This is a genomic window from Streptomyces sp. NPDC094448 (genome assembly GCF_044763775.1).
Lineage (GTDB): Bacteria > Actinomycetota > Actinomycetes > Streptomycetales > Streptomycetaceae > Streptomyces.
This window is the reverse complement of sequence record NZ_JBIWGU010000001.1, coordinates 315933-332140: the sequence shown is the minus strand read 5'-3', so window position 1 is coordinate 332140 and position 16208 is coordinate 315933. Positions and strand designations below refer to the sequence as shown.

The 16208-nt window shown below is 69.7% G+C and carries 10 protein-coding genes; 7 read left to right on the top strand and 3 right to left on the bottom strand.

Annotated elements, in window-relative coordinates; translation table 11 throughout:
- Positions 1–67: 67 nt before the first annotated feature.
- Entirely contained in the window at positions 68–634 is a 567-nt protein-coding gene (locus tag ACIQ9E_RS01285) for an IS5 family transposase (protein WP_403701267.1), read from the top strand.
- A gap of 7 nt (positions 635–641) precedes the next feature.
- On the opposite strand, the gene ACIQ9E_RS01280 is transcribed toward ACIQ9E_RS01285, so the two are convergent.
- Positions 642–1511 carry a RelA/SpoT domain-containing protein gene (locus tag ACIQ9E_RS01280; protein WP_403700089.1) on the bottom strand — a complete coding sequence of 290 codons (870 nt, stop codon included), beginning with the start codon at positions 1509–1511 and terminating at the stop codon, positions 642–644.
- 1214 nt (positions 1512–2725) lie between these two features.
- Between ACIQ9E_RS01280 and pglW the strand changes: the two genes are divergently transcribed.
- The 5 genes from pglW (at position 2726) to pglX (ending at position 14652) form a co-directional block, all read left to right on the top strand.
- On the top strand, positions 2726–7219 hold the full coding sequence (gene pglW, locus ACIQ9E_RS01275) for a BREX system serine/threonine kinase PglW (RefSeq protein WP_403700086.1): 4494 nt from the start codon (positions 2726–2728) through the stop codon (positions 7217–7219).
- Between the two features lie 133 nt (positions 7220–7352).
- The gene (locus ACIQ9E_RS01270) at positions 7353–7850 is read left to right on the top strand and encodes a hypothetical protein (RefSeq protein WP_403700083.1); all 498 of its coding nucleotides are present in this window, start codon (positions 7353–7355) and stop codon (positions 7848–7850) included.
- Complete coding sequence (locus ACIQ9E_RS01265) at positions 7847–9259, top strand: KGGVGR-motif variant AAA ATPase (RefSeq protein ID WP_403700080.1); 1413 nt, start codon at positions 7847–7849, stop codon at positions 9257–9259. Before ACIQ9E_RS01270 ends, ACIQ9E_RS01265 begins: the two co-directional genes overlap by 4 nt.
- Positions 9256–10746, top strand: coding sequence for a hypothetical protein (locus ACIQ9E_RS01260; protein ID WP_403700077.1), 1491 nt, complete (start codon positions 9256–9258; stop codon positions 10744–10746). The genes ACIQ9E_RS01265 and ACIQ9E_RS01260 overlap by 4 nt, the downstream gene beginning before the upstream one ends.
- Positions 10747–10848: 102 nt before the next feature.
- Positions 10849–14652, top strand: a complete 3804-nt coding sequence (gene pglX / locus ACIQ9E_RS01255; protein ID WP_403700074.1) for a BREX-2 system adenine-specific DNA-methyltransferase PglX — start codon at positions 10849–10851, stop codon at positions 14650–14652.
- Between the two features lie 60 nt (positions 14653–14712).
- On the opposite strand, the gene ACIQ9E_RS01250 is transcribed toward pglX, so the two are convergent.
- The gene (locus tag ACIQ9E_RS01250; protein ID WP_403700071.1) at positions 14713–14892 is read right to left on the bottom strand and encodes a DUF397 domain-containing protein; all 180 of its coding nucleotides are present in this window, start codon (positions 14890–14892) and stop codon (positions 14713–14715) included.
- 22 nt (positions 14893–14914) lie between these two features.
- Positions 14915–15556, bottom strand: a complete 642-nt coding sequence (locus ACIQ9E_RS01245) for a DUF5753 domain-containing protein (RefSeq protein WP_403700068.1) — start codon at positions 15554–15556, stop codon at positions 14915–14917.
- A gap of 158 nt (positions 15557–15714) precedes the next feature.
- Here ACIQ9E_RS01245 and ACIQ9E_RS01240 point away from each other — a divergent pair, with 158 nt between their 5' ends.
- The gene (locus tag ACIQ9E_RS01240) at positions 15715–16146 is read left to right on the top strand and encodes an ATP-binding protein (protein ID WP_403700065.1); all 432 of its coding nucleotides are present in this window, start codon (positions 15715–15717) and stop codon (positions 16144–16146) included.
- Positions 16147–16208: the final 62 nt, after the last annotated feature.

Genomic DNA, 16208 nt, shown 5'->3' with positions numbered 1-16208 from the left:
TTGAACCGCCCATGACGGAGCTGATCGAGCGGCTGGTGCCAGACGGTTGTGGCCGCTGTTCCGGCAGGTGGTCCCGCCGACGGAGGTCATACGCCCGCAGGGCGGCGGCCGCCGAGCTGGGGACCGTGAATGTCTGGCGGCGATCATCTTCGTGGCCACCTCGGGCTGCACCTGGCGGCAGTTGCCTCCGGTGTTCGGACCAGCCTGGCTCGCCGCCTACCGGCGCTTCGCCCAGTGGAGCCGAAAGCGGGTGTGGGCCAGGGTGCACTGGGTGCTCCTCGACGAACTCGGGGCTCGGGGCGAGCTGGACTGGTCGCGATGCGCCATCGACTCCGTCAGCGTCCGGGCGGCAAAAGGGGGCCACTCACCGGACCGAATCCGACCGACCGTGGCAAGTCGGGATCGAAAATTCCACCTGATCACCGACCGCAACGGACTGCCCCGTTCGCTGGGCATCTCCGACTCCAACACGCATGACAGCCTCGGTCTGCAACCGCTCGTGCGCGGGATTCCGCCCGTCCGTTCCCGCCGCGGACCGCGCCGCCGGCGCCCGGCCAAACTCCACGACCGGGCGCTTCCTGGGCTTCGTCGGCATAGCCGCAGCCCTCATCATTTACCGCCGCTCACCAACTGACACAACGTCATAGGCGCGCCACGACGAACTCGGTGAAACGCCCGGTGTCTGCGAAGTAGTTCGGGTATGCGTCGCGCAGCTGGCTGATCCGGGCGATGTTGATGAGCACCGCGTCCAGGTCCTCGTTGTCCAATGCCTCCAACTCGGTGATCCGGGCCTCTGCGGCGGCCAGCGTCTCGTGTACCGTCACTGTGAGCTGTCCCTTGGTACGCCAGAGCTCGAGGGTCAGGGTGTTCCGGCGGTCCGTCTTGGAGTGCTCGCCCACGATCGCCGCGTAGCCCCGTAGTCGCTCCAGAACGCCGACGTTCGCCTCCAGGCCCGCCAACTCGGCCGCCAACTCCTCCCGCGTCCCCTCGGCGCCGGGTACCGGGATGGTGCCTTCTTCGTACGCCATGAGCGAGCCGACCAGGACGAAGAACCTGAGCACGTCCGCCTCGCCCTTCCCGTACTTCAGCTCGCTGCCCGAGAACAAGTCCATGGTCTCGACGGCGGTCGCCCAGGCGTGCTGGAGCAGCGTGCGCACCTGCAGCTCGATCCGCAAGCCGTGGTACTCCTCTTTCGAGGCTCCGTACTCGTACACCAGGTGAACACCCCGGTAGCCAGAGTCGCGTGGCCCTGGGGCATCACGTAGGTAGTCGTAGACCTTCTTGACGCGGTTCTTGCTCCGTGGCAAGTCCACCAGGACGCTGACCAACTCGTCCACCTCGGCGACGGTATCGAAGACTACCCGGCAGCCCCCCAAGTCCTGCATGGTGGTCACGCTCATCGTGGGGTGGCGCTTCAGCTTGTCCAGGATCGTGGGCAGGCGCTTCCGGCGCTCGGCCACGATGGCGTTCGGGTTCACGTCGAGCGCTCGCTGCCGCACGGTCACGGTCACCGCGTTCAGAGGAAATGCGTGGGCGAGACGGTAGTTGCTCAGGACGTCCCGCGCCTCCTGGATCTCCTCGAGGGTGCCCGTCCCCTTACCGATTGTCCGGCTCGCGCGTTGGACGCGCTTGTTCGAGTCTCAGGGACCACCCACTTCTTCATGGTCGCCGACCGTACAGGGCCGCGCCGACGCTCGCCTCCGGTTATCGCTGCGGTCGGCGCGGCCCTTTCCGGAGATCGAGGAGAGCGTCCGGCGGCTACCGGTCGATACGGACGCACGGCCGTCGGGGTCCTAGCGGGGCCCGACGGCGCGCGGGGAAAGACACCGGACTGGCTGGTGTGGTGGTTTACCTCGCTCACCGGGAGAGGAGCTGGGTGCAGTCGCCATCAGCCCTGGTGGGCTCGCAACGTCTGCGCCAGGATGTCGGCGCCGGCCGCCCGTCGTCATCTGCCCGGATGGGTTCATGACCGCACACACCTACACTTCCCGAAATCACCAGAACTTCGCTCGCCTACACAGAGGCCAAGCCCATCACCGCAGGTCAGAAGCCTCTCTCCCACCGAGTCACCAAGCGCCTTCTAAGCACCTGCTCTACCGGTTCCTCACCAAAACGGTCGGAGGCAGGCGAGACGCTGACTTACCGCCTATCACACGCCCTTCGCGTGCTCACAGGGTGACCCGGAATCACGCCCGTGGATCACGGAGCTGAAGTTCGAGGGCAGCAAGAACTAATCCAGATTCGCCGCACCCTGCGCGACTTCATCCCCAGCTCCCACGACACCGCACGACGCAGCCGAATATTTCAGCATCGGCGAGCGGGAGAACCTGGGCGCACGCCGCCCCGAGGAATTCGATCTGCGGAAACTCCACGACCGGCTGGAGAGCCTGGAATGGGTCAGCGACACCGAGTGCGAGGCGTACGGTCTGGACGCCGCCCGAATCTCCTCACTCCGGCAATGCGGTGTGCAGCCCTTTCGCACGCCCGTCAGCCGCGCCCCGCCAGGCGCAGGAACGCGGCCCATTACCCGGGCCCGTAGGCGACGGCGGGGACCGCCGACTCCTGCCACCTACCGCGACCGGTCATCGTGGCGCATTCTTCGGGCCCTGAGCGAGGGAGGGTGATCGCGAACAGGACCAGCCGGTCAGCCCGCTGCGACTACGATTCCGTACAGGTCCGGGGCATGCGCCGGACCCGGCCCGCACCCCGGCGCCCTCCACCGTTCGTGAAGCCCGTCCCCGCCTGTCCCGTACCGGAGGTCCCCCAGGTGTCGTCGACTCCCCGGCCGTCCGCTCCTCGCCCCGGTCCACCGCCGGCCCGTGAGCACTGGTTCCAGCCGCGTCGTTCCGGTTTCCGCTGGGAGCAGGAGGGCCTGGACCACATCCGTCGGCTGATGCCGGCGACCGAGCCGTACCGGGCCTGGGCCACATTCCAGTTCACCGGCGTCACCGGCCGGGTCAACGAGTGCGATCTGCTGATCGCGGTGCCAGGTGGCGTGTACCTCCTGGAGCTCAAGGGACATCCAGGCCGGGTGGTGAACCACGGTGACACCTGGCAGTTCCACAGCGACCGGGTGCGCACGCTCCGTAATCCGCTGCACCTGACCGATCTCAAGGCCAAGGAACTCAAGGCCCAGCTGGAGCAGGCAGCCCGCGCCTCCGGTATCGATCCACGCAAGGTGCCCTTCATCAAGCCGGCCGTTTTCCTGCACGACGCCACCCTGGTGAGCGAGCTGGACGAGTTCCAGCGCACCGCCGTCTACGGGCTGAACGACTCCGGAAGCGGGCTGCCCGGCATCTGGGACGGGCTGCTCGGACTCCCTCCGGAGCGGGAGAGCTGGCGGGTCACCCCGCAGGACAGCGCCCGCCTCGAGCAGCTGATGAAACGCGTCGGGATCAGCCACTCCACCGCTCATCTGCGGTACGGGGACGACTGGCGCCTCGAGCCGCGGGCCCTGGACGCGGGCCCTGGGTGGGAGGACCGCCTCGCGGTCCGCGACGACAGTCTGGCCAAGGAGAGCGGCCGGGTCCGGATCTATCTGTCGGGGCAGGACTCGTCCGCCGAGCAGCGCAGCCGCCTCGACCGTGCGGCCCGTCGCGAGTACCAGGTCCTGCAGGGGATCAACCACCGCGGCATTGTCCAGGCCGTGCAGATCCGCGAGCACCAGGGCGGCCCGGCGATCCTCTTCCGGCACCGCGAGGCCGATCTGCGGCTGGACGCCTACCTGAACGCCTATGGGGGCCTCCTCTCCCCCGCGATACGTCTGGATCTAGTGCGCCAGCTCGCCGAGGCCGTGCGGTACGCGCACAATCGCTCGCTCTACCACCGGGCGCTGGCCGCCCGCTCGGTGTACGTCAGCGCCCGCGAGGACGGCACGGACCCGACCTTGCGGATCGCGGACTGGCAGACGGCCGCCCGGGACTTCGAATCCAGCTCCCATCTGTCGCTGGCCGACACGCCGCTGGACTCCGGTCTGGTGGCCGACACGGCCCAGGTGTATCTCGCCCCGGAGACGTCCCGGGAGTTCGCCGACCCGGTCGACCTGGACATCTTCGGCCTCGGCAGCCTCTCCTACCTCCTGCTGACTGGGAAGCCGCCCGCCGAGGCACGCAGCTCCCTGGTAGACCGGCTTGCCGCCGAGGGCGGACTGCATCCGTACGCGGTCTCCGACAGCGTCTCGGCCACCCTGGACGACCTGGTCTTCCGGGCCACCGCCTCCGATGTGCAGCACCGGCTCACCTCGGCCGAGGAGTTCCTGCGGCTGCTCGACGCCGCGGAGGCCGAGTTCGCGCAGACCGGACGGTCGGCGGCGGTGACGGTCGACCCGCTGACCGCCAAGGCCGGGCAGTATCTGGACCAGGAGTGGGAGGTCGTACGGGTCCTCGGCACCGGCGCTACCGCCCGCGCGATCCTGGTCGCTCGCCGCACCGAAGAGGGCGCCTACGACGAAGCCTCCCTGCGGGTGTTCAAGGTGGCTCTCGACCGTGAGAAGGACGCCCGTCTCTACGCCGAGGCGAAGGCGCTGCGCGAGGTCGGCGGCAGCCGCATCGTCAAGCTGCTCGCCGACCCGCGTGAGGTGGGCGGCCGCACCGTCCTGGAGATCGAGTACGCGGGCGGCTTCCGTTCCTCCCAGGACCGGGAGCCGGTCAGCCTGGGCTCGCGGCTGCGCGGTGAGGGGCGGCTCGGGTACGGACAGCTGGAGCGGTTCGGCACCGACCTCTTCGACGCTCTGGACACTCTCGCCGCCCGTGGGGTGCGGCACCGTGACATCAAGCCGGACAACCTCGGCCTGTTCAAACGCAACGACGGTTCCTGGCAGTTGATGCTGTTCGACTTCTCGCTGGCCGACGCACCCGACCAGGATCTGCGGGCCGGCACCCGCGGCTATCTCGACCCGTTCCTGGGCAGTAGCCGTCGTTCCCGTTACGACGATCACGCCGAGTGGTACGCGGCGGCGGTCACCCTGTACGAGATGGCCACGGGCGAACGACCGGTGTGGGGCGACGGCCAGGTGGATCCGCTGACCGTCGCGGACGCCGAGCTCCATGTCGCTGACGAGCTGTTCGAGTCCGCCCTGCGCGAGGGACTGACCAGTTTCTTCCACCAGGCACTGGATCGAGATCTCGATCAGCGCTACGGCAGTCTGCGTCTGCTGCAGGATGCCTGGCGGGACGTCTTCCGCCGGGCGGACTCGGCCCGGCCCCCTACCACCCCGGCCACGGTGGACCGGCAGGCCGAGGACGTGGAGGACGCCCGGGAACAGGCGGCCGCGGCTGCCGGGCCGAAGACCTCGCTGGACGCGGCGGGGCTCTCGCCGCGGGCCGTCTCGGTGGCGGCCGGTCTCGGGGCCTCCACCGTGGAGGCGCTCCTGGACGTCCCGGCGTACTCGATCTCCCGTGCCCGGGGCGCCGGGAACGTGATCCGCAAGGAGCTGAACCGGCGGCGCAAGCAGTGGCTCCAAGAGCTGCGGCAGCGCCCTGCGGGGAGAAAGCCCGTCTCGCTGCCCGCCGACGCCCCCGAGGAGGCGCTGGAGTCGGTGGAGACCCTGGCCGCCCGGCTCACCCCGGCGGCGACGACCGGACGGCGTACCCGGCCACGGCCGGACGTCGTCCTGGCCACCCTGGGTCTGCCCGGTGCCGCCCTGGCCGAGAGCTGGCCCTCCCAACCGGCCATCGCCAGGGCCCTGGACATCAGCCAGCCGACCGTTTCGCAGCACCAGAGCGCCGCGATAGGGCAGTGGGCCGCACTGCCCTGGCTCGGCCGGGTCCGCGACGAGCTGGTGACCGTACTGTCCGAGCAGGGCCGGGTGATGACGGCCGCCGAGCTCGCGGCCGAGCTCCGGGTCAGGCACGCCCCGCGGGACGCGGACGACGACACGGACCGCGCGGACCTGCAGGCGCTGGCGCTGGCCGTGGTGCGGGCCGCGGTCGAGGCCGAGTCGCGTCGGCCGGACGAGGCCCACGGGATCGAGCACGGGGATGGAGACGGGGAGGGGGAGGGGTCCGCTCCTCCGCCCCGGATCGCCGTGCTGCGGCGCGGCGGCTCGGTCCTGCTGGCTCTGGAGGACCTTCCCGGAAGCGACGACCCGACCCCGGTGGAACTGGCCGATCACGCGACCGAGCTGGGCCACGCCGCCCAGACCCTGGCGGCCCGCGATCCGCTGCCGGGCAAGGAGGCCGTCCTGCGCGAACTGCGCGCGGTGCCCGCACCGGAGGGGATGGCCCCCCCGGCCGACACCCGTCTGGTGGCACTGGCCGCGTCGATGGCCGGCGGTGTCGGCGTCTCTCCGCGGTTCGAGCTGTTCCCCCTGGACCTCGGTCTGGACCGGGCACTTCGCGTCTCTCAGGCGGCGGCCGGGGTGCGGCGCGCCATCGGCATCGGGGCCGATGACCTGCTGGCCCGGCTCCGCTCCCGCTTCCCGGGTCTGGCGGTACTGGCCGACCTCACGTACGTGGAGTTGGAGGAGGCCCTGGACAAGGCCGGCTTCCCGCTGGAGTACGACCGGGACCGCTCGCTATTCTTCCCACCCGCGCGCGACCCCGACCGGAGCCGTCCCGCGTACACCATGACGTCCGTGCCCGGGACCGGCACCCTCTACGGCGACGCGCAGGCGGAGCTGGCCGAGGGGCGCGATCCGCGCCGGATCCTCGCCCTGCGCCTCGACGACGCGCTGCGCCGGGGCGGTTTCCTGGCGCTGACCGTCAGGGGCGCCTACCTTCCGGGCCTCGCCGAGCGGCTGGCCGAGCGCTGCAGTGTGCTCCCGATCGCCCTGGACGACCTGTTCCTCACCGCGCTGCGCGAGCTGGCCGAGGAGCAGGGGGTGCCCTGGCGGGCCCTGCTGAAGGCGGACGCCGGATTCACCGCCACCGGCCTCCTCGGCACCGCTCTGGGTTCCTACACCCGACTCGCCGCCGAGCGCGTGGCACGGCGGTGCGCGGACCTGGCCGAGCAGGCGGGCCCGCGCACCGTCCCGCTGCTGCACCGGGCCGGCCTGGTGGCCCGCTACTGGGAGGCCGGCGGCCGCGAACTCCTGGTCTCCCTGCAGCAGTCGGCCCGCCGCCCAGCCGACACCCCGCACGGCCTGTGGCTGCTCGTCCCGATGGACGACCCGCAGGCCACCCCGGCGCTGGAGGGACGCACGGTGGACGTGGTGGACCGGGTGAGCGAGTGGGTGGTCCTCGAAGGGCTGCCGTTGAGGGAGCTTCGCGGCGAGGAGTGAGGGCAATGGGGAGCGGCGGCGGCACGGCGTCGGGCCCCCTTCCCTCACCCGCTGTCCCTGACGCAAGCTCGACCGCCCATGACCTGCGCGAATCCACCCCTTCGGAGCAGCCTCGCCGCTTATGATCAGCAGCGTGCCGGATGAAGACGTGAGAGCCCAGGACGCGGTGATGGAGCAGCAGTACGCCCTCGCCGGAGCGCGGCATTACCACGATGCCGTCTATCTCTGTGGCGACCAGCGGTGGCCGACCGCCGACCACCTCTTCGGGTTCGCCGCCGAGTGCGCGCTGAAGAGCCTGTTGCTGCGGTTCGCGGTGCACGACGTGTCCACGTACCGCAACGGGAATGCGGTGAACCGGGCACGGTGGGTGAATCCCCGGACCGGGAAAGAGGACTGGCTGGGCCACATCAACCAGGTCCTGGGGGCGGCCCCTCTGCTGGCGTACGGCCGCGGCGGCCCCGCCTTCGTGGAGGCCGTCGACCGGCTGAACGTCTTCGCGTCCTGGGACCTGGCGGACCGTTACCGGGACGGCAGGCAGGTCTCCGACTCGGTCGTAGCCGACCGCCAGGAGGCCGCGCGCCTCGCCCTCTCCTTGTACGAGCTGTACGAGCTCACCGGAAGGACCTCATGACCGCGTACGACGTCCCGGTCCGCTTCGACAGTTCCCGCCCGATCGCGTTCAGGATCGCACGGCACGTGGCGGAGGAAGGGTACGACGTCGTGCTGGTACGGGACGTGCTCGGCCGGTTCACCCTCGTCGTCGACGACAGCGAAGGCGTGGATGCCGGACAGCACGAGCGCTGGTCGGCGACCTTGCAGGACCGGCTCGGCCCGTACTGCGGCAAGCGGCGGGTCCTGCTGAAGTCCCGGATGTTCTCGGCCGACGTCCTGCTCAGGTCCCCTCGTGCGATCGACGCCCCCGACGGGTCCACCTCCGTCGGCTCCGTCCGGTTCCTGGACAACACCGTCGTCGGCGAGGGCTGGACCCAGGTCTCCACGCCGTCCGCACCGACGCTCGGGCCCCGTACCCATCGCACCGCTCTGTACGGTTTCAAGGGGGGCGTCGGCCGCACCACGGCGACCTCGGTCCTCGCCCGCTCCCTCGCCGACACCGGCAAGATCGTGCTGGTGATCGACCTGGACCTGGAGTCACCAGGTATCGGCCCGCTGCTTCTCGGGACGGGGCGGTTGTGCCGCCACGGTGTCGTCGACCACCTCGTGGAGGCGGCTCTCGGCAACGAGGAGGGCCTGGAGATCGTGGCGAGGTCGGGGTACGAACCGCGCAACCGGGGCGAGCTGTGGATAGCCCCTGCTCGGGGGGCGGGCGACGACACACCCAACGCCTACGTGGACAAGCTCAATCGTGTCTACGCCGATTCGCCGGGCGCGAGTTTCGCGGACCGCCTAGAGGCGACCGTCCGTGCCTGCGAGGAGGCGGTGGAGAAGGGCGACAGTGGGCGCCGCCCCGATGTGGTGCTGCTCGACAGCCGGGCCGGCATCCACGACGTCGCCGCCGTGACCATCTCCCGGCTGTGCGACCTCGCGCTGCTCTTCGGTGCGGACAACGCGCAGACCTGGTCGGGGTACCGGGACCTCTTCGAGGCGTGGGCGGCGTCAGGGCAGGGCCCGGACATCCGGCGCAAGCTCCGCATGGTGGCCTCGATGGTGCCGGACTCGGTCCACCACCCGATGGAGATCTACCTGAGGTCCTTCCGGCTGAATTCCTACGACTGCTTTTCCACGCTCTACGACGAGGTCTTGGCCGAGGGCACGGCCGAGGATCCGCAGCGGTCGGATTCCGGTGAGGGGACCACGGGCAGTGTTCCGTTCGCCCCATCCCCGGAGGACGACTCCGCTCCTCATCACCCGGTCCCGATCCTCTTCGAGCCGGGCCTGGTCGGCATGAACGTCCCGGACTCCCCGCAGTGGCAGGAGCGAGTCTTCGTACGGGCCGCGTACCTTGAGTTCCTCGCGACGGTCGTTCCGCTGGTCCTGGCCGACCCGGTCGACGGAAACGACGACGAGGAAGAGACGGGATGACCGAGCTGCTGAGCGCCGATGCCTACCGCGATCTGCTGTCGAGGGCGCTGGAGGGCACGGTCGACGCGGACACTCGGCGGCCGGACTCGCACTCGCTGTACATGCCGGATCTCCACCGGTCCGCCCTGTACGTGGACTCCACGGTGGTCGAGGGCGGCCGGGGTGACGGGAAGACCTTCTGGGCGCGGTCCCTCCTCGACCCGGTCCTGCGGGCGGCGGCGGCGGCCGAGTACCGCATCAACCGGCTCAACAAGCTGCGGGTCTCCCCCGGCTACGGCCAGGACATACGGTCGGACTCCTATCCCGGCCCGATGGCGCTGCCCCGTCTGGTGGACGGTGGTGCTCTGCCGGAGGAGATCTGGTACGCCGTGCTGCTCACCGCGCTCGGGCAGCCGGAACTGCGCGCGCTCCCCGAGTGGGGCGACAAGCTCTCCTGGCTCCGGGCGAACCCCGGCCCGGCCGACCGGACCATCGAGGAGGAGGACGCCCGGGCCTTCGCCGAGGACGTGGTGCATCTCCTGGTCTTCGACGGCCTGGAGCATCTGCACCCCGATCAGCGCGTCGTGGACCGGCTGATCGCGGGACTGCTCAGGGTCGCCCAGCGGATGCGCTTCGGCACGCGCAACATCCGTTTCAAGGTGTTCCTGCGTCCCGACATGTTCGAGGCCGCCAAGCAGCTCTTCCCCGATGCGTCGAAACTGTCGGGGAACGCAGCGGAGCTGACCTGGTCCCGTACCGATCTGTACGGGCTTCTCTTTCATCATCTGGGCAACGAGGGCGGCGCGGACGCCGAGCGTTTCCGCCGGATCACCGGCGGCTGGGAGAGCACCCAGGGGCCGGACGGAATGTCCACCCGGCATGTCCCGCCGATCGCCCTGCGCAACGACGCCAGGGCCCAGACGGAGCTGTTCGAGCAGATCGCCGACCCGTACATGGGCAGCAACGTTCGCCAGGGACGCCCTTACACCTGGCTGCCCAACCACCTCATGGACAGCAAGGACCGGATCAGCCCGCGCAGCTTCCTCAAGGCCCTGTCCGAGGCGGCCGAGGTCACCCGGCCGGGGCACGACCGTGCGCTGCACCACTCCGCCATCCACAGCGGGGTGCGCGCGGCGTCCAGGGTGCGGGTGGACCAGGTCGGCGAGGACACCCCGTGGGTCAGGACGGCGATAGAGCCACTGTCCGGCTGCCAGGTGCCGATCACCCAGGGGAAGATCATCGAGATCTGGCAGGAGCACGATCTGCCGAGTGAGCTGCGCCGGGACTCCGCCCGCTACACCCAGCACGACCGGCCCGAGCTGGTCATAACCGGCCCCCGCGACCCCGACGACCTGCCCCGCCTGATCCAGGAGCTGGTCGACCTGGGTGTGATGCGCCGGCGCGACAAGGAGCGGGACGAGCACGCGCTGCTCGACCTGCCCGACATCTACCGCCTCGCCTTCGGCCTCGGACGCAAGGGCGGCATCCCGCTGACCGGCCGCAGGTAGCCGCTGGCACCGGACCCCGACCTGGCAGGATGGACGGACCCGCGAGGACGAGCGACCTCGCGGGACGACGCTCCGGAGAACCAGGAAGACGAGGTGCCGCCCGTGCCCCCCGAGGACGCACGCACGCCCGAGACCACGGAGGCGGCCACCGCCTCGCTGGACCGTGACGTGCTGCTGAAGGATCTGCAGAAGCAGGTCGCCCTCCTGGTGGAGGACCTGCGGGAGCGCGAGGCGGAGGGCGGCGAGGCGAAAGCCGCCCTGACCGCCGAGTACCAGCGTGCCCTGGGCGCGGAACGCACCTCCCTGCGGTACGAGGGCTGGCTGGACGAGCGCCTGGTCCAGATCGCCTCCGCCTGGGTGCTCGCCTGCGTCTTCGTCCGGTTCTGCGAGGACAACCGCCTCGTACGGGAGGCCCGGCTTGCCGGTCCCGGTGAGCGGCTGGCCGAGGCCCAGGACAACCACGACGCGTTCTTCCGCCGCCATCCCGAGAAGAACGACCGCGACTGGCTGCAGGAGTCCTTCCGGGCGCTGGGCCGCGAGCACGAGATCACCGGGGGCCTCTTCGACCCCGCCCACAACCCGCTGTGGGAACTGAATCCGTCCTACACGGCGGGGGCTCGGCTGCTCGCCTTCTGGCGCGAGCGGGGCGCCGACGGCACGTTGCGCCACGACTTCACCGACCCCGCGCTCGACACCCGCTTCCTCGGCGACCTCTACCAGGACCTGTCCGAGCACGCCCGCAAGACCTACGCCCTGCTCCAGACCCCGGACTTCGTCGAGGAGTTCATCCTCGACCTCACCCTGGAGCCGGCGGTGGAGGAGTTCACCCTGGAGCCAGCGTGGAAGCACCGGCCGGTGAACTGGGACGGCGAGATGTACGACACCGACGACCCGGAGAACCCGGAGGTACGGGGTCTGCGCTGCATCGACCCCGCATGCGGTTCCGGTCACTTCCTGCTCGGGCTGTTCCGCCGGATCCTCGCCAAGTGGCGCGAGGCGGCCCCCGGTGAGGAGGACTGGCTGCTGATCCGCCGCTCGCTGGAGGCGGTGCACGGGGCGGACAAGAACCCCTTCGCCGTCGCCGTCGCCCGCTTCCGGATGCTGGTCGCCGTGGTCCAGGAGTGCGGGGTCAGGCAGATCTCCGCCGCCCCGGGGGTGCCGATCAACATCGCGGTCGCCGACTCCCTGCTGCACGGGCGTGAGGCCGGCCGGAAGACGGACGCCACCCTGGACGACGCGGCACGGAACGACGAGGTCTTCACGTACCGGACGGAGGACGTCCAGAAGTACGTGAAGAAGGTGGACCTACTCGGGCGCGGCTCGTACCACGTGGTGGTGGCGAACCCTCCCTACATCACAGTGAAGGACCCGCTGGAGAACGCGAACTACCGCAAGGCGTACTGGACTTGTTCCGGGAAGTACGCGCTGTCGGTCCCCTTCGCCCAGCGGATCTTCGAGCTGGCGGTCCGGGCGAGCGGATCGCATCGTGACGGTGGGTTCACCGGGCAGATCACGGCGAACTCCTTCATGAAGCGGGAGTTCGGGTCGACGCTGATCCAGTCGTTCTTCCACGGCGGGCCCTACCGGGACCCCGGCACCCGGCGCATGGACAACTACATGGGCGTCGACCTCACCCACATCATCGACACCTCCGGCGCGTTCATCCCCGGCCACGGAACGCCGACCGTCATCCTGGCGGGCCGCCACCAGGTCGCCCGGCAGAGCCTGCCCATCCGGGCCGTCCTCGGCGTGCGGGGCGAGCCCGACCAGCCGGAAGACCCGGCCCAGGGCAAGGTCTGGCAGGCAATCGTCTCGCAGTGGCGCAAGCCGGGGAGCGAGTCGGAGTGGGTGAGCGTGGAGGACGCGGAGCGAGCGCGGTTCGCGGAGCACCCGTGGTCGCTGAGTGGGGGTGGAGCGGGGGAGGTAATGGAGCGGGTCGAAGGGGCCTCTGTCACCCGATTGAGCAACGTCGCCAAGTCTCTGGGAATCAGCTCGTTCACACTTGAGGACGACCTGTACCTGCTGCCGCAGAGCACGGTGAAGACGGTCGGGATTCCGGAGAAATGGACTCGTCCCATGGTCACCGGAGACCTTCTCCGGGACTGGAACGGCGGAGATTTCGAAGCCGCCCTGTTCCCGTACTCACCAGAGTTCGAACCGATCGACGTGGAGGACATCGGCCCTCTCCACCACTTCATGTGGCCGAGCCGGACCAGCATTGCGAACAACATCCTCTTCGGCAGGAAGACCAAGGTCGAGGGCGGTCTGAAGTGGTCGGAGTACGGGCGGCTAACCACGAGCAAGCTGCGGACACCGCTGTCGATCGCGTACGGCGAGGTCGCCACGCACAATCACTTCGTGCTGGACCGGGGCGGGAAGGTGTTCAACAGAACCGCCCCGGTAATCAAGCTGCCTGAGGGAACGAGTGAGGAACGGCATCTCGAGCTGCTCGGGTTGCTGAATTCATCGACCGTCTGCTTCTGGATGAAGCAAGTAAGCCATGTCAAGGGAGGCAGCGGAATCGGACGCGGGGTTCAGGACGAAGCTTGGGAGAACCGCTTCGCCTTCAACGGGACACGGTTGCAGGAATGTCCGATCCCTCAACGTTTCCCTCTGGCTTTGACCCGCGAACTGGACGCTCTCGCCCAACAACTCGCTGACCACGAGCCGTCCTCTCTCATCACGGCCGCCCTCCCCACCCGGGCCCGCCTCGACGAATCCCGCTCCGAGCAAGACCGCCTGCGCGCCCGGATGATCCTCCTCCAGGAGGAGTTGGACTGGACCGTGTACGGGCTCTACGGCCTCCTCACCCCCGAGGAGGTCGAACGGACCACCCTGTCCGGCAGCCCCGACACGCTGACCGACGCAGACGTGCCCCAACTCGCCCTGGGGCAGCGCGCGTTCGAGATCGCTCTCGCCCGCAGCGGCGCGGAGACCGCCTGGTTCACCCGGCATCACTCCACCCCCACCACCGAGATCCCCGCCGACTGGCCCGAGTCCTACCGTCGCGTCGTCGAGGCCCGCCTGGACCTTATCGCGCACGACAAGGACATCCGGCTGATCGAGCGCCCCGAGTTCAAGCGGCGCTGGTACACCGACCCGTGGGAAAAGCGGGAGGCCGCCGCCCTGCGGACCTGGCTGCTGGACGCCGCCGAGCGCAAGGACCTCTGGTACACGGACCGGGACGGCTTCGACTCCGCCTGCCCGATGACCATCTACCAGCTCGCCGACCGGCTCCGTCACGACGAGGACGTACAGACCGTCGCCGCGCTCTACGCCGCCGACCATCTCGGCCAGCGTGAGGCCCGGCTGTCCACGGTCCTCGCCGCCGTCATCGAGACCGAGCACGTGCCGCACCTGGCGGCCCTGCGCTACAAGGAGTCCGGGCTGCGCAAGCGCGCACAGTGGGAGGAGGTCTGGGAGCAGCAGCGGAAGGAGGACAAGGACGGCGAGCGCCTCGACATCAAGGTCCCGCCCAAATACACCTCCGCGGACTTCCTCAAGCACAGCTACTGGTCGAACCGCGGCAAGCTCGACGTACCCAAGGAACGGTTCATCTCCTACCCTGGTTCCGCCCCCGACGGCGACCCCTCGCTCCTGATCGGCTGGGCCGGCTGGGACCACCGCGAACAGGCCGAAGCCCTGTCCGGTCTCATCACCGACCGCCTGGAGCAGAACGGCTGGCCCCGCGAGGACCCCCGGTACGTGCCGCTCCTGGCCGGTCTCGCCGAGGTCCTGCCCTGGGTCGAGCAGTGGTACGACGCGTACGACGAGGACTGGGGCAGCAACGCGGCTGAGGAGTTCCGTACCGCTCTCAAGATCGCTCTGGAGGCTCGCGACCTCTCCCCCTCCGACCTGCGGGACTGGCGCCCTGAGCCGAAGGGGCGCGGGCGCGGGGCGAAGTAGCCCGGACTCACCGAGGGGGTGGGTACCTCACTCGCGAGGCGCCCAGCCCCTCCGCGTCCGTCAGCCGCGCCCCGCGATGTGCAGGAACGCGGCCCACTCCTCGGCCCCGACGGCGAAGGTCGGCCCTTCGGCCTGCTTGGAGTCCCGTACGTGGACGGCATCGACGGTAGCGTCGACCTCGACACACTGGCCGCCCCCGCCACTGCTGTAGCTACTCTCCCCTTCCAGCCAAGTCGGCACGCCTGGACATCCGTATCGAGGTTCACACCTCTCCCAGCAACTTCCCGATGTACGCCAGCGATTCACTCGGCGTAAGGGCTTGTGCACGGATGGTTCCATACTGCGCTTCGAGCTCACGAACCGCTTTCCGCTCGGTGAGCAGGCTGCTGACGCCGGCTGCTTCGGCATAGACAACGCGCCGCTGCCCTGCGGTCTCGATCAACGTGAACGGGCCGCTGAGACCCGCATGATCAACGCGGGTGGTCAGCATGACCTGCACCTCCACGTTGCGGTTGTGGCCGACCAGCGGGATCTGCTCCAGCTGCCCTCGTAGCACTTCGATCCCACCCACCGGGCGGTGCAGGACAACCTCTTCGATGACGAAGCTCATCAGCGGCCTCGACCTCCGGGGGAAGATCTCTTGCCGCGCGATCCTTGCAGCCACTCGTTGCTCGATTGTCTCCTCGTCGAGCAACGGGCGACTCATCGCGAACAGCGCCCGCGCATATTCCGGGGTCTGCAACAAGCCGTTCACGATGTGGTTGTCGTAGACGTGCAGCTCCGCTGCTTCGGTCTCCAACCGGACGCACTGCCGGGCGAACCCCGGATAGCGCGCCCGCCCCAGCTCCTCCTCCATCGCCGTGAGCACCCCGCCCGCCCCCAGCGCCCGGTCGAGCGCGTCCAAGTTACCCCTCGCGCGAACCCTCGTCGCCCGCGCGCCACAGGTTCCCCCGTGTGAGTGTCCCGTACAACCCGTACAGTCTTCCCGTCCACCTCCACAGTCGCGCTCCGTACCGGTTCCGTTCCTGGCCGTGGCCCGGCCGCCCGCGTCATCGTCGGCACATGACGACCTCGCACCCCACGGACGACTTCACCTTCCGCTTCACCGCCACCCCGCGCGGGGCCCGCCTCGCCCGCCGCCTGGCCACCCATCGGCTGCACATCTGGGGACACCACTACGGCTCGGAGACGAACGACGCCGTCGCCCTGGTGGTCGCCGATCTGGCGGCGAACTCCGTCACACACGGGGCGGTACGCGGGCGAGGCGCGCTGTTGCGTCTGAGCCGCGAGCGGGACGGCCTGATCCGGGTGGAGGTCAGCGACACCCGGGGCGAGCGCGTGCCCGCTCCGGCCGCCCCCAACGCCACCGCCGTGGCCGGCCGGGGCCTCATGATCGTCGAGGCGCTCGCCGAGGATTGGGGTGTGCGGCCTAGCGAGGGCGCACCCGGCAAGATCGTGTGGGCCTGCCTCCGCCCTTCCGGAGCCCCTGGCTGATCCGCTCCCGGCGTCCCGATCCGGACTCCTCCACCCGGGTGAGCTGGCAGGATGGAGGGGAC

Coding starts and splice junctions, on each gene's coding strand:
- ACIQ9E_RS01265 (WP_403700080.1), top strand. CDS start 7,847: ATGACCGCGTACGACGTCCCGGTCCGCTTCGACAGTTCCCGCCCGATC.
- ACIQ9E_RS01260 (WP_403700077.1), top strand. CDS start 9,256: ATGACCGAGCTGCTGAGCGCCGATGCCTACCGCGATCTGCTGTCGAGG.
- ACIQ9E_RS01240 (WP_403700065.1), top strand. CDS start 15,715: ATGACGACCTCGCACCCCACGGACGACTTCACCTTCCGCTTCACCGCC.